The 12,961-nt window shown below is 60.8% G+C and carries 15 protein-coding genes; 6 read left to right on the forward strand and 9 right to left on the reverse strand.

Annotated features, from left to right (window positions below; genetic code table 11):
- Positions 1-40 precede the first annotated feature (40 nt).
- Genes R4P70_RS17745 through R4P70_RS17755 form a run of 3 tightly spaced genes read left to right on the forward strand, consistent with a single transcriptional unit; the run spans position 41 to position 2,710 of the window.
- Positions 41-163 (forward strand): hypothetical protein, encoded by a 123-nt coding sequence (locus R4P70_RS17745; protein ID WP_019747629.1) that lies wholly within the window; start codon positions 41-43, stop codon positions 161-163.
- A gap of 50 nt (positions 164-213) precedes the next feature.
- The gene (locus R4P70_RS17750; RefSeq protein WP_283569476.1) at positions 214-2,208 is read left to right on the forward strand and encodes an SDR family oxidoreductase; all 1,995 of its coding nucleotides are present in this window, start codon (positions 214-216) and stop codon (positions 2,206-2,208) included.
- A gap of 52 nt (positions 2,209-2,260) precedes the next feature.
- The gene (locus tag R4P70_RS17755) at positions 2,261-2,710 is read left to right on the forward strand and encodes a hypothetical protein (protein WP_230091124.1); all 450 of its coding nucleotides are present in this window, start codon (positions 2,261-2,263) and stop codon (positions 2,708-2,710) included.
- A 162-nt stretch (positions 2,711-2,872) separates the two neighbouring features.
- Here the strand turns inward: R4P70_RS17755 and R4P70_RS17760 are convergent, their stop codons facing one another.
- Both R4P70_RS17760 and R4P70_RS17765 read right to left on the reverse strand, forming a co-directional pair.
- The gene (locus R4P70_RS17760; RefSeq protein WP_283569477.1) at positions 2,873-3,991 is read right to left on the reverse strand and encodes a transposase; all 1,119 of its coding nucleotides are present in this window, start codon (positions 3,989-3,991) and stop codon (positions 2,873-2,875) included.
- Positions 3,992-4,147: 156 nt separating this feature from the next.
- Positions 4,148-5,137: a threonine/serine dehydratase gene (locus R4P70_RS17765; protein WP_283569478.1), complete on the reverse strand. Its 990-nt coding sequence runs from the start codon at positions 5,135-5,137 to the stop codon at positions 4,148-4,150.
- An 81-nt stretch (positions 5,138-5,218) separates the two neighbouring features.
- Between R4P70_RS17765 and R4P70_RS17770 the strand changes: the two genes are divergently transcribed.
- A complete protein-coding gene (locus R4P70_RS17770) occupies positions 5,219-6,133 on the forward strand; it encodes a LysR family transcriptional regulator (RefSeq protein WP_283569479.1) in 915 nt (304 codons plus the stop codon).
- A gap of 25 nt (positions 6,134-6,158) precedes the next feature.
- Here the strand turns inward: R4P70_RS17770 and R4P70_RS17775 are convergent, their stop codons facing one another.
- Positions 6,159-6,743: a TetR/AcrR family transcriptional regulator gene (locus R4P70_RS17775; protein ID WP_283569480.1), complete on the reverse strand. Its 585-nt coding sequence runs from the start codon at positions 6,741-6,743 to the stop codon at positions 6,159-6,161.
- Positions 6,744-6,820: 77 nt separating this feature from the next.
- On the opposite strand from R4P70_RS17775, the gene R4P70_RS17780 reads away from it, so the two are divergent.
- Positions 6,821-7,435: an NAD(P)H-dependent oxidoreductase gene (locus tag R4P70_RS17780; RefSeq protein ID WP_283569481.1), complete on the forward strand. Its 615-nt coding sequence runs from the start codon at positions 6,821-6,823 to the stop codon at positions 7,433-7,435.
- 14 nt (positions 7,436-7,449) lie between these two features.
- On the opposite strand, the gene R4P70_RS17785 is transcribed toward R4P70_RS17780, so the two are convergent.
- The 5 genes from R4P70_RS17785 to R4P70_RS17805 form a co-directional block, all read right to left on the reverse strand.
- Entirely contained in the window at positions 7,450-8,031 is a 582-nt protein-coding gene (locus R4P70_RS17785) for a GNAT family N-acetyltransferase (RefSeq protein WP_020906959.1), read from the reverse strand.
- A gap of 184 nt (positions 8,032-8,215) precedes the next feature.
- Positions 8,216-9,118 carry a sucrase ferredoxin gene (locus R4P70_RS17790; RefSeq protein WP_411742475.1) on the reverse strand — a complete coding sequence of 301 codons (903 nt, stop codon included), beginning with the start codon at positions 9,116-9,118 and terminating at the stop codon, positions 8,216-8,218.
- 30 nt (positions 9,119-9,148) lie between these two features.
- Positions 9,149-9,721: a YdeI/OmpD-associated family protein gene (locus tag R4P70_RS17795; RefSeq protein WP_283569482.1), complete on the reverse strand. Its 573-nt coding sequence runs from the start codon at positions 9,719-9,721 to the stop codon at positions 9,149-9,151.
- A gap of 9 nt (positions 9,722-9,730) precedes the next feature.
- Positions 9,731-10,234, reverse strand: coding sequence for a hypothetical protein (locus R4P70_RS17800; RefSeq protein ID WP_283569483.1), 504 nt, complete (start codon positions 10,232-10,234; stop codon positions 9,731-9,733).
- 8 nt (positions 10,235-10,242) lie between these two features.
- Entirely contained in the window at positions 10,243-10,803 is a 561-nt protein-coding gene (locus R4P70_RS17805; RefSeq protein WP_070386976.1) for a TetR-like C-terminal domain-containing protein, read from the reverse strand.
- Between the two features lie 292 nt (positions 10,804-11,095).
- Here R4P70_RS17805 and R4P70_RS17810 point away from each other — a divergent pair, with 292 nt between their 5' ends.
- A complete protein-coding gene (locus R4P70_RS17810) occupies positions 11,096-11,929 on the forward strand; it encodes an alpha/beta hydrolase (protein WP_283569484.1) in 834 nt (277 codons plus the stop codon).
- On the opposite strand, the gene R4P70_RS17815 is transcribed toward R4P70_RS17810, so the two are convergent.
- Positions 11,926-12,882, reverse strand: a complete 957-nt coding sequence (locus R4P70_RS17815) for a GlxA family transcriptional regulator (RefSeq protein WP_024487375.1) — start codon at positions 12,880-12,882, stop codon at positions 11,926-11,928. The genes R4P70_RS17810 and R4P70_RS17815 overlap by 4 nt on opposite strands.
- Between the last annotated feature and the right edge of the window lie 79 nt (positions 12,883-12,961).

Below are 12,961 nucleotides of genomic sequence, written 5' to 3' on the forward strand. Positions count from 1 at the left end.
GGGCGATGTTCTCCGAAGCTGATTTCGTCAGACTTGGAGCATGACAATTTTCGAATGGATCCTTGCAATCCCCGCTCTTGCACTTGCCGTCGCGTTCCTGTTTTCCGGAATCATCACTGCGGGCATCGACTTCGACACCGAGGATGGCGTCATGACGCATTGATGTCCGGTTCCCTCTAGCCGTCGATCTTACTTTGGAGTAAGTTACCGACCATGGCCACATACATCGTCACTGGCGGCACCGGGTTCCTCGGACGAGCTGTACTACCGCTCCTGCTCGAGCATGATGAAACTGCTCAGATCCACGTGCTGGTCAGAGCGGGTTCTGTCGCAAAACTCGAAGCACAGGTGTCGGCAATTCCCGGCGGCGATCGAGTGCATCCGCTCGTTGGCGATCTGACCGAGCCCGAGCTGGGCATCGACTCTCCCCCGCCGGCCGACCATGTCCTTCACCTCGGCGCGATCTACGACATCACGGCCGGAGACGAGCAGGCTTCGACGAATGTCGAGGGCACACGCTCCGTGGTCGAACTTGCTGCGAAACTGGGAGCCACCCTTCATCACGTGTCATCGGTCGCAGTCGCAGGCGACTATCCGGGCACGTTCAGCGAGACCGATTTCGATTGCGGCCAAGGCTTTCCGACGCCGTACCACCGAACCAAGTTCGAGGCCGAGAAGCTCGTTCGAGAACGAGAAGGCCTCACCTGGCGTGTTTATCGGCCGTCTGCCGTGGTCGGCAACTCCGTCACCGGAGAGATGGACAAGATCGACGGACCGTATTACTTGTTCCCAGGTCTGGCGCTACTCGCGAAACTACCTGCAGCACTACCTGTCCCGATCCCCAACCTCGGGGCAACCAACGTGGTGCCGGTCGATTATGTGGCCGCTGCCCTCGTCGAGTTGATGCATGTGCCCGGCCGTGACGGCGAAGCATTCCATCTCGTCAATCCGAAACCTCAACCGGTACGCGAAATCTATGCCGGCCTCGCCAAGGCCGCCGGAGCACCGCGGCCCGCGCTCAGCCTGCCGGGCGTGATCGCCAAACCCTTTGTCTCGCCATTGCCGATGGACTCGGCAGAATCGGCACGGAAAGTCTTCCTCGATCGCATCGGCATGCCTGCAGCGTTGCTCGACAACATGACGATGGCGCCGACCTTCACCTCCGAGAGAACCGTTGCCGCCCTCGCCGGATCAGGCCTGACGGTCCCCGAGTTCGGCTCCTACTCGACGGTCTTGTGGAAGTACTGGCGCGCAAACCTCGATCCCAATCGCGCACGTCGCAACCATCCCGAAGGACCACTGGTCGGGCGGATAGTCCTGATCACCGGTGGCTCGTCCGGAATCGGCAAGGCCTCTGCCATCGCCGCCGCCCAGAAAGGCGCCACAGTTCTCCTGATCGCACGCCGCACCGACGAACTCGATGCCGCGGTACAGGAGATTCGATCAAGCGGAGGCAAAGCGTTCGGTTATCCCTGCGACATCACCGACGACGAGTCGGTCCAGCACACGATCAAAAGCATTCTGACAGAACATGATCACGTGGACATGTTGGTCAACAACGCCGGCCGATCCATTCGGCGCGGCATTTACCATTCCACGGATCGTTTCCACGACTACGAACGAACAATGGCCGTGAACTACTTCGGCGCTGTGCGATTGGTGCTCGCATTGTTGCCCACCATGCGTTCTCGCCGCTTCGGTCACATCGTGAACATCAGCAGCGCGGGAGTCCAGGCGGCAACGCCTAGATTCTCGGCCTACGTGGCGAGCAAGGCCGCGCTCGACGGTTTCTCCGACGTAGCTGCCTCCGAAACCCTGGCGGACGGAATCACTTTCACGACCATCCACATGCCGCTGGTCGAAACGCCGATGATCGCTCCGACCGGCGAATACAACAACGGCCCGATCACCAGCCCGGAAAAGGCTGCGGCAATGGTGATCCGCGCGCTGATCGAACGCCCCAAGCGCATCGACGTGCCACTGGGCACTCTGGGTGATCTGGGAACCTTGTTCGCACCGCACACCAAGGACCGGATTCTCAACCAGATGTACCAGGCCTTCCCTGACTCCCCGGCGGCAAAGGGGCAGGTAGACAAAGAAACTCCGTCAGACGTTTCGGCAACACCGTCGCGTCAGCGCCATTCACGCTCGCGCATCCGCAGACTCGGCCGACGCGCCGCCCGACTCGTGCCCGGAACGCACTGGTGACCGGTGGTGTGACTTCGCCTCGTAGCGTGTTGGCCACCGCAAGGGATCTGCAGTGCTAGTCATCAGAATCTATCCTGACCATGGCCATCCCAGTTCACTATGGCCGTCGAAGGAATTGATTGTCGTCCCGCCGCAACGGTTCCCGCAGGCATACGTTCTCCCGAGCCAAATGGGGATCGACGACGAACTCGGAGAGAAGATACTGGCGTGGACTGATCGCTTCCAAAAGTTCTTTGTGACCGAGATCGACGGCTTCGCGATGCGACCGAGGTGGCGTCCAGGGATCAACGTTTTCGACTGGTACGACGAGGGCTATCGGATCGTGGGCGAACTTCGCGCACGGTTTCCGGACGTGCACGTCAAACCTGAATTTGCCCAGTACGTCTTTTCGGTCAACGAGCGTCGGGAAAGCATGGGGCTTGTGCCGGTCAGCCTTCCGAACGAACCCAAGGCCGGGCATATAAGCATCACTGAACTCCTGCACCCCAAGGGTCCGGAATAGTTGGCGCTGGCAGCCCGGAGCCAAGTGCAGTAGGTCAGCCGCGGACAGCACCTGGTCGCACAACGCTTCTGGCCGAAATACCCTTGGCTACGGCGATGTCGAGTGGGTCGGATCCAGGTGGGCCGCCACATTCCGTGCGGGTGTACGGCGATGGTCAGACGATCAAACGCTGTGCCCTATCCAGCGCTCGTACTCGTCGGCTGGTGCCAGCTTCGGAAAGAACTCACGGCGCAGGTCGGCAATGAGTTGCACATAGTTGTGCCCATCGGCAATTGCCGCAGTCCGCAGTCCGTTGAAAGCGGCCGACAATGGTTCTTCCATGTTGGCATCGACCAACGCGCGGTGGGCGACGAGAGCAATCGTCGCGTGTTTCTCTCCGGTGTCGTCTGTGGTCCACATTTCGATGCGCGATTCCGCCAGAAAAGTGTCCCAAACATTCGCACCGGTCCTACTGTCGAACGGGTACGGCAGTGGATCGCCGTTGTCCAACGCGTCGAGACCGGCCCGGATCCATTCGATCTCGACGATTCCGGCGATCGTGTACGCCCGGCGCGCTGACCATGCCGCGATTCGCCGCAGCTTTGGCCCTCGGCAACGAACCATCGCATCAACAAGCATCCTGTCTTGGCCCGCAAACTCTTTGGCATATGGCTGGCCTCGCAGTTTGTCGGTGGGTGGGCGTCCTCCCCATCGGATTGCCTCCTCTTTGGCCCACGTCGCCATCTGCTCGTAGCCGTACTTCAGGTAGAGGGTCGCATCTCCTGCCGGATCAGGATCCCAGAAGTTGCGAACCTTGTGAGTGACAATCTCCTGGTCCCAAGCGGCATCGGTTTTGTGAAGTCTTCGCATGGCAGCGGGATAGGTAGCCTTCCACACCTGCAGCAAGTAGGACTCCACGGGTTCTGTCACTGTGAGATCCCAGTTGCTGTCGCGGCCAAGGCCAGAAACACGGAATGTGTGCAGTCCCTTGCCGATTGACACTCGCGTGAAGTCCGACGAGAGCTCTCCATCCATGGTGACAACCCGGACAGGTTTGCTGATTTTGATCGTCGCTTCCTCTATTACCTCCCACACCGCAGATGGATCGAGTTCGCTTGGTACGTAGTCCAATACCTCGACGGTTAACGCGACCGGCCCATACGCGATACCGGTCAGGATCGTGACAAAATTTGGGCCTACTTCCATTGCACTGCCCGTTTCCAACGGTTCGTAGGTTTCGGCGTCCCTCGATCCGACAACGAACTGATGGTGATCGACAACAGCAACCCCGGACTGTTTCATATCTGGGAACCTATCGCAAAAGTTCGCGACGCGATTTGTGCGCAGTGCCGTGCACCTTGAAGACCGGCGTGATGCGATATCCGGACGAGTTTGACGCGAGAACAGCTTCGCGCGTCAGTTCCCTGCCACTACACATTCTTCCGATCGTGTTATCGATTAGCTGACGACCCTGCGGATCTCACTCTCGGAGGCATTGGCGCCCGTACAGACGACGGCAACACGCTTGTCCGCGAAGGTGTTCGGATGTGCGTAGACCGCAGCAAGTGCGGCCGCACCGGCGCCCTCACTCAAAGTGTGTGCGTCGAAGAGGAGAGCCCGCTGAGCGAGGGTGATGTCATCGTCCGTGACGAGCAAGAAACCACCTAGCCGTTCTCGCATGACACGTTGAGTCAATGAGAATCCGGCCCCGGTCGCGAGCCCTTCGACACGAGTGGCGTTCGGGCGCTCGACACAAGTGCCGGAAGTCCACGAGTCGTGCGCCGCTCGTGCGGCCTCCGACTGCACCGCGAACACCTCCAGGTGCGGTGCAAGCGCACTGGCGACGAGGCAAGCGGCCGCCGCACCACTGCCACCACCGACGGGGACCACCACGGCGTCCAGATCTGACTGCTGCTCGACGAGTTCGACGTACGCCGTAGCAACACCGGCGAGGATTGCCGGCTCATTGGCGGCGCTGACGAGACGCAGGCCGTCACGTTCGCTGATGAACTCTGCGTGAGCGCGTGCCTCGTCGAAGTTTGCGCCATGCTCGATGAGGTCGGCCCCAAGCATGCGGACAGCGTGAGCCTTGACCGGATTCGCCCCAGCCGGCATCACAATTACGCACCGCACGCCCGTATCCGCTGCGGCATACGCCAGGGACTGAGCATGATTTCCCGTCGAGTAGCCGATGATGCCTCGGGCCCGCGTCGGCTCATCGAGTCCAGCCACCAAGTTCAGTCCACCACGAACCTTGAACGCACCTGTGGGGTGCACGTTCTCATGTTTGACGAACAATTGGCTGCACGAGCCCGCTCCCAAGGTCGGGTGCGATATCAGGGGCGTGACCGGTAGGTGGCGTCGGACAACCTGACTTGCACGCTGAATGTCCGCCCAAGTGGGTGGTTGTAGCCCGGTTGTTGCCGCGAGATCAGGTGCCTGTGCCATGTGGATCACCCTGTCAAACACTGATTCATAGGTCTAATACATGTTTTCGTCGAAAGCATCGAAATCCTCTATGATTTCGTCATGCTCGATCTAATTCGGCTTAGGGTCTTGGTCGCTGTCGCACAGGAAGGATCGGTGACAGCCGCCGCCGATTCGCTCGGTTACGCGCAGCCCTCCATCAGTCACCACCTTCGACAGCTCGAATCGGAAGTCGGAGTTCCGCTGTTCCAGCGAGCCGGTCGTGGGCTTCGTCTGACGGATGCCGGTGCGGTACTGGTTCGGCGCGCCACGGAAATTCTCGGTCACGTCGACGCTGCCGTAGCCGAAGTCGAAACGTACGCGGGACTGAGGGCGGGGCGGGTACGACTTGCCGCATTCCCGTCAGCCCTGGCGAGTTTGATTCCGCAGGCGATGGCAGCGTTCACATCCCAGTACCCCGACGTGTCCATCAGCCTCGTTGATGCAGAACCACCCAAAGCACTTGCAATGCTTCGTAACAACGACGTCGACGTAGCTGTCGTTTTCGCACACGCGGATACCCCGGATGTGGGGCTGAAGCACGTCACCCTAACGACGTTGCTGGACGATCCGTTGTACCTGATCACCTCTGCGCGGAATGCAGATGCCGCCAACGAGATCACGGACTACGCCGGTGAGACCTGGATTGCAGGCTGTCCGAGCTGCCGCGCCCACCTTCTCACCGCCTGCAATCGAGCTGGGTTCGTTCCACGGATCGAGTTCGAGACCGACGACTACGTCGCGGTCCAAGCGCTGGTCACCTCCGGAAGCGGAGTCAGCACCCTTCCCGCCCTCGCTCTCCATGCACATCAGAACCCGGGCATCCGCGCACACCGCATTCCCGGCGAGCGACGCACTGTCTCCGTCGCAACCTACGGGAAACCTCCGCTCGCTCCCGCCATCGACGCGTTCGTCAGCACCCTCGCGGCGATATCCGACTCCGTGCGAGAGCGGTTCGAACTGGATGGGCACCTGTAGGCGATGAGATCACGGCTGCACCGCACTACCCAGTCAGTGATGGCCTGCCGACGACCGCGACGATCAGCGCGGCAAGTTCACCTTTGGCGTCCTCGGGCGAGAGCACTCCGACGACCGCCGCGTGCGAGAGGGCCTCTGCAGCACCGAATATCGCAGTCATCGATGATTGTCCAAGCCCGTCGGCACTGAAAGGAGCCAGCACCTCGCGACAACGCTCTGAATAGGCGCGTTCCGACTCGCGCTTGACCTGCTCCAGCTCGGGCGAGCCCTCCAGCGCTGCAAGCACTCCCGCCAGTTCACGCCCCTGTGCCAGTGAACATCCGACATAGGAGTCGGCGATGGCATTCGCCCGCCCGTTCACAGACTCCTCCGCAGCTTCGAGGTATTCCCCGAGCATCACCGTCTGACGATCGTCGAATTCCTTGAAGAGGGCCGCCAACAGCGCAGCGCGGGAGGCGAAATGGCTGTAGACGACCGGCTTTGCAACGCCGGCACGTTCAGCCAACCGGCCGAGGGTCAGCGCATCCGCGCCCTCCTCTCGCACCAGTGCCCATGACACCTCCACGAGTTGTTCGTACCTGTCGGCTCGCGACAGTCTCGTTCGTGCCATCGGACACCTCCTTGCGCTATATACCAATAGTAACCTACTCTTAGTACATAAGCGCACCATCTACCGAAGGAACGCTCATGACCACACTCGTCGTAGTCTCCCACTCCGATCCACAGTCACTTACCCAGCATGTCGCCCGTTCTACCGCCGACGCGATCCGCGACCTGGGCGGCGATGTCGACATCGCGGACCTACATGCCGAGAATTTCGATCCCCGATTCTCCAAAGCCGATGTGAACCTGTTCCGCGGCAAGGGGACTCCCCCGGCCGACGTTGTAGCCGAGCAGGACCGAATCGATCGAGCAGACGATCTGATTCTCGTGTTTCCGATGTACTGGTGGTCGATGCCCGCACTACTCAAAGGTTGGATCGATCGAGTCTTCGTCAGCGGATGGGCGTACGAGTTCACCCCGGGAAGCGAATTCGTGAAGAAACTGGACCGACTCACGGTCCACCTGATCCCTGTCGCGGGTGACGACGCGGAAAGTTTCGAACGCCACGGTGTGTACGAGGCCTTCCGGACACAGATCGAGCGCGGCATCATCGAATACTGCGGTGCCACACTGGGATCTACAACATTCGTTCACGAGTCGGACACGAAGCGCCGCGATACCCTCGCCGCAGAAATCCAAGACCTCAGCGAAAGCATCGCTGCCCGTGTCGCCTACCCTGCGACCGTGGCTTCCCGTTGACGGTCAGACATCGGTCAACTGACGCTTGACCGGCCCGTGACTGCCCAGTAGCGAAGCGTATCCCCCGTGTGACCGAGGTTGCGCGACAACTGATCAGCTGGGCGCACGCTGTCGAGTAGACCACCACACCCTTCGATTGCCTTACGTGAACCCGCGTTCGTTTCGTCGCAGGTAATCAGGACGCGACTGAGCCCCACCGGGTCGCCTGCATACGTGAGCACCTCCCGCAGAGCAGCCGACGCTAAACCTTTCCGGCGTTCCGACGGCCTGACCCCATAGCCGATGTGACCACCGACATCGGCCAAGAACTCATTCAAGCTGTGCCGCAACTGGATAGCGCCGAGGTACCTGCCGTCTCGAACGATCCACCAGTTGGTTGCCGGGACAATGTCGGGCCCCGGCACTGCCTCTGGCTGCGCCAACAACTCCTGCACCCACTGCCCGAATCCATCCCGGGAGGCAAGATCGAGATCTAGACGTTGCGCAACTCCCAATGCCGAACCGGGCTGGTCCGCCTGCGGTCCGCCCCACTCGTCACGCGACTCCAACCAGGACGCCCACAAGGCCTCGTCAGGTGCAACCAGATCGACAGTCATAGCTGCGATGCTACTTCGCACCTGCAACGGTGCCGCTATTCCCCCGAACCGCCGCTGCCTAAGTCCCGAATCCGCTTGTCACGCCAGCAGACTGTGGATCTGATGGAGTCCGTATCCTCCGCGCCACCTGCCGGCCCATGTGATCGCATTCATCGAGACTGATCGTATGGAACCGACGAGGGAATCACAGTTCTCGAATCGACGTGACGACAACTGGCCTGACCGGTTTGGGCGCCGCGCCGCAGCTCGGTGGACGCGGCGCGAGTTCGGAGACCGCAGTCTCGACCATCCACCGCCGTCCGTCCACATGTGCGACGACGCATGTCCCGTCACTGGCCTGCTCGATGACGGCCAAATCGTCGATTCCGCAGCTGATTTGTTGTCGTACAGCAACTTCCGAAGCCTGCCCCGCAGGAAACCAGCAACTCCGTCCACGCAGGCCTGGCAAATGGACCTGATCTCGGGAAGCCACCTCCACGGCCGTGACACTCTCACCAGCGGACAGACGGCCGTACGTATTGCCGCTCGGCAGCAGGATCATCGACGGCGCAAATCGGTGCCCGCCAGTATGCGAACACTCCCACACCTGGGGTCCGAAGGACGACATCAGCGCTGCGGCAATCGGCCTGCCGAACACAGCGCAGCATTGGTCACGCTTACCGTGCGCACAAACCAAGACGACTGGCTCGTCCACCGAGTCGCCCAATCCTGGTGGAGGGCCGTCGAGTAGCGCGAAATCGATGTCGAGCAGATCAGCCGGTGAATCGATGCGCAACCGTTCGCACCACGAGTCGCTCGGATCGGAGCGCGCGAGCAAGACCGTGTGCCCATCAGTCAGCGGATCGGTGCGGCCTGGTCGCCGAATGAACATGATTCGTACGTCGGCAGCATCAGCTCGCCGACTCAGCTCGGCGGCAAGCTCCTCCCCCAAGGCCGTACCGTCCAGCACGTCACGACCCCAAGCGGCATTGAATTCGAGGCATACCCAACCCCGCACGACGGCAGCGCTGCCTGCCAACGGTTCGTCAACAGCAGACAGCGCGGAACAGGTCTCGGCTTCGATCACGAGCCCTATTGTGTCAGCCACGTTGAAAGTCGATCAGCCGTCCCAGTCAGCTCAGTAGAACTTCTTGCCCTCCGCGAGTTGGTTCACGAACTTCTCGATCCGCCTGGCGCGTGTCTCCGGACGCTTTGCCTCCTGCAGTCGGTACGCGATGGTGAATCGATTGGTGGAATTGAGCGTCGCGTAGAACTCGCGAGCCTTCGGGTTTTCCGCAAGCGCATCGAGAAAGTCCTTCGGGACCTCGGCCTTGGCTGCTCCCTCGTATGCGCGATCCCAGCGGCCGTCGGCCTTGGCCTTCTCTATCTCAGCGATGCCGGACGGCTCGAGACGTCCCGCAGCGTCGAGGCGGGCGACTATCTCGACGTTGCGTTTGGACCACGGACTCCGCGCAGTGCGACGCGAAAACTTCTGCACGAAAAAATCGTCGTCGATTCGCCGGGAGAGGCTGTCGATCCAGCCGAAGCACAGGGCAACGTCCAACGCTTGGTCGTAGTCGATCGAACTGTGTGACGAGGTCTTCTTGGCCATTTTCAGCCAAAGCCCGGGGACCGCCTCGTGGTTCTCGCACAGCCATCGACGGAACTCTTCTCCGTCAGCGAAGTATTCGGTACCGAGTTCGACTGCCATCAGTGCTCCTCATTTTCGCGATACCCATACTCTGACAAAACCCTGCGACAAATATCCGAAAGTTCCGAGTGCGAGTACCCATTTGGCAATACTGACCGTCGAGGCGGCGCGAACCCTCGAGTCGGTGATGCTGTCGCGATGATCGAGGAAATGGAGGCCGATCACGTTCTCGACATAATCGCCCGCCGCCGACAGCACCGGCGCTACGGCAAGCGCGCGCCGAGTTGCGGTCGAAAGGGGAACCCGCTCTCCGAGCCGCTTGCCTGCGGACCGCAAAGCCATCGCGTAGATCGCGGGATGTACGAAGTCCGGGTAGTAGTGACTACGAAATCGCGCCGTGGCCTCCGCATCCATGGAGTCCAAGATCTCGAGGTACCGACGAGCGGAAAACGCCGTCTGCACTTCCAATACTTTAGGAGCCACCGGCCCGAGTAAACGCGCAATGTTTGCTTGTGAGACAACAAAAGCGGTGGTCCACAGTGCCATCGTCTTCGCAGAGCCGGTTAGTGCCATGCCGTCGATCATTTCACTATTGGATCAACGCCGACGACAAGTGCAACCAGTTTGTCGAGTTCGATACGAGGCTCGGTGTTCTGGGAAATCGCTGCCAGCCGGATCGGCGAAGCTAGTGCCGCGAGAACAGTATCTGGATCAGTACCGTCCGGGACCTCGCCGCGTTCGATTCCACGGTGAATCATGACCGCTGCCGCATCGAATCGGGCGCGCCAGAACTGTGCGCGCGCAGCCAAGATTTCCGCGTCGTCGGTAGGCATCACACCCGTACGGGCCAGTGCCAATCCGGTGTCTGTCGCGAGCCAATCTTGGAGACTCCGAGCAAAAGTCCGAAGATCGCCGAAGAGTGTCCCGGTGTCAGGTATCGCCAAACCTGCATCCGTGAACTCGCGGAGAGCATCCACGACCAGCAAGTCGACCGTCGCCCATCGGCGGTAGATCGACGTTGGATGAACGTCCGCTTCGACCGCTATCGCGGCGATCGTCACCGACTGCGGTCCTAGTTCAGCAACCTTTCGCACAGTCGCTTCGATCACGGCCGTTCGGACCGCTCGGCCCCTTTGCTTCATGGCCTCATTGTGCCAACCGCGACACCCCGTCATATCGCAACAACCACTTGCGATATGTTCGATACTAGAGCGATTCCTTCAACCAGTGAGGCAGCGATTTACATGGTCATGTTCTTCGAAGTGCTATTTGTTCTCGCATCGGTCGCGATGGGATGGTTTGCCATATACGTCATTTACCGCCTGATCACGGACGAGTGACAATGACCTCTGTCGAGGATCTGGTCACTGGTGAATGAGTCCGTAAAAAGCGGGCATCCCGTATCGATCATCGGTCCGATAGCGGGGAGCGCGCATGTCGCCCAAGTCCAACCCGACTGTTCTGTTCATCCACGGACTCTGGATGCACCCGACCACGTGGGATCCCTGGGCGCAGGTTTTCAACGCGCAGGGGTACTCCACGATGGCACCCGGATGGCCAGGGGATGCGTCCACGGTGGGTGAGACGCGCGAACACCCGGAGGACATCGCGGGACACGGCATCGACGACGTGACGGACCACTACGCCAAGGTGATCGCTGATCTCGACGAACCACCGATCGTGGTCGGGCATTCGTTCGGAGGTTTGATCGCGCAGAAACTGCTGGGCCAGAAGTTGGCGACCGCGGCAATTGCCATCGACCCCGCTCAGCGCAAAGGTGTGTTGAAACTTCCTCTCGTTCAGCTTGGAAGCGTGTTCCCTGTCCTGTCCAACCCCGGCAACTACCGGAAGGCCTACTCACACAACAGAAAATCGTTCCACAAGTCCTTCGCCAGCGCCGTGTCCCAGGACGAGTCCGACGCCCTGTTCGAGCAGTATGCAATTCCCGCCCCCGGACGGCCGTTGTTCGAGGCAGCACTCGCCAACTTCGCGCCCCACAGCCCCGCTGCAGTGGATTTCAACGCCCGCCGCGGCCCCCTCCTGATGATCGGCGGCGGTAAGGATCGCACAGTACCGAAGGCCAGTTCGGACAGCTCGTTCAAGAAGTACGCCAAGGCCCCGACGATCAACGAATACAAGGTATTCGGCGACCGAGGTCACTCGCTGACCATCGACCACGGTTGGCGTGAGATCGCCGATTACAGCCTTGCCTGGCTCGACAAGCAGGGCATGAGCCCGCCACAAGGCAAGCACGAAAGTCAGTCCTAGCCGAACGCTTGAAACCGACGACGGTACACCTGGGGCGAGATTCCGAGATGAGTCGAAAATGCTCGTCGTAGGGATTCCGAACTGCCGAATCCCGCCAACTGCGCGGCTTCGGTCACCGAGTGGCCGGCATCGAGGAGCGCCTTCGCAGAGTCGAAACGGATCAACTCGACGTATTTGGCCGGCGTCGTCCCTAATTCTTCGCGAAAGAGCCTCGTCAGATGACGCGGGCTCAGGTGCGCCAGGGCAGCCAGTTGCTCGACCGAATACTCCCCCGCCGGATCGGCCGCAACTGCGTCGACCACTTCTCGCAGCGCAGGGACCCGAGGCCGCGGCCCACTGAGCGAGGGCGAAAACTGTGACTGTCCGCCTGGACGCTGGAGAAATACCACCAGAAGTTGTGCGACGCGTCGAGCCATTTCTGCACCATGATCACGCTCGAGCAATGCGAGCGCGAGGTCGATGCCGGCGGTCACACCCGCAGACGAGAACACCGCGCCATCCTGAATGAAGATGGCGTCAGGAACCACCGTGATCTGTGGATAGGCGCGCGCCAGCGTTGCCGTGTGTTGCCAATGTGTCGTAGCGCGGCGTCCGTCGAGCAATCCACTCGCCGCAAGAATGAATGTCCCGGTACAGATCGAGGCAACCCGGCCCGAACGCCCCGCCAGATCGCTCGCTGCCTCGCGCAGTTCCGGACTCACCGGCGTCGACGGGAACACGTCTCCACCCATGACCAGCAACGTGTCGAAAGAACCGGAATCTACAACGTCACGGTCGACCGGAATGCGCATCCCGGTCGAGGAGTCGACATCGTGTCCACCTACCGAACAGATCACCAACTCGTAGTTCGCCCCGCCGCGATTGGCTTCCGCGAACACCTCACTCGGACCTGCGACGTCGAGCAGTTTGACGCCGTCGAACACCAGGACGGCAACTCGATGCACTGCGGTCACGATGCGCTCTCCTTCGTCCTGATCTGTGGACAGTATGGCCGAGATCAGGGTGCGCCCGCGGGCGTGCTCGACCGACACT

The sequence above is a fragment of the Rhodococcus sp. IEGM 1241 genome (assembly GCF_033142365.1).
Taxonomy (GTDB): Bacteria; Actinomycetota; Actinomycetes; order Mycobacteriales; family Mycobacteriaceae; genus Rhodococcus_F; species Rhodococcus_F erythropolis.

Excerpts from the sequence above, each read along its gene's own strand:
- R4P70_RS17745 (WP_019747629.1), top strand. The coding sequence starts at position 41 with ATGACAATTTTCGAATGGATCCTTGCAATCCCCGCTCTTGCACTTGCC.
- R4P70_RS17750 (WP_283569476.1), top strand. The coding sequence starts at position 214 with ATGGCCACATACATCGTCACTGGCGGCACCGGGTTCCTCGGACGAGCT.
- R4P70_RS17760 (WP_283569477.1), bottom strand. The coding sequence starts at position 3,991 with ATGAAACAGTCCGGGGTTGCTGTTGTCGATCACCATCAGTTCGTTGTC.
- R4P70_RS17765 (WP_283569478.1), bottom strand. The coding sequence starts at position 5,137 with ATGGCACAGGCACCTGATCTCGCGGCAACAACCGGGCTACAACCACCC.
- R4P70_RS17770 (WP_283569479.1), top strand. The coding sequence starts at position 5,219 with ATGCTCGATCTAATTCGGCTTAGGGTCTTGGTCGCTGTCGCACAGGAA.
- R4P70_RS17775 (WP_283569480.1), bottom strand. The coding sequence starts at position 6,743 with ATGGCACGAACGAGACTGTCGCGAGCCGACAGGTACGAACAACTCGTG.
- R4P70_RS17780 (WP_283569481.1), top strand. The coding sequence starts at position 6,821 with ATGACCACACTCGTCGTAGTCTCCCACTCCGATCCACAGTCACTTACC.
- R4P70_RS17785 (WP_020906959.1), bottom strand. The coding sequence starts at position 8,031 with ATGACTGTCGATCTGGTTGCACCTGACGAGGCCTTGTGGGCGTCCTGG.
- R4P70_RS17795 (WP_283569482.1), bottom strand. The coding sequence starts at position 9,721 with ATGGCAGTCGAACTCGGTACCGAATACTTCGCTGACGGAGAAGAGTTC.
- R4P70_RS17800 (WP_283569483.1), bottom strand. The coding sequence starts at position 10,234 with ATGGCACTAACCGGCTCTGCGAAGACGATGGCACTGTGGACCACCGCT.
- R4P70_RS17805 (WP_070386976.1), bottom strand. The coding sequence starts at position 10,803 with ATGAAGCAAAGGGGCCGAGCGGTCCGAACGGCCGTGATCGAAGCGACT.
- R4P70_RS17810 (WP_283569484.1), top strand. The coding sequence starts at position 11,096 with ATGTCGCCCAAGTCCAACCCGACTGTTCTGTTCATCCACGGACTCTGG.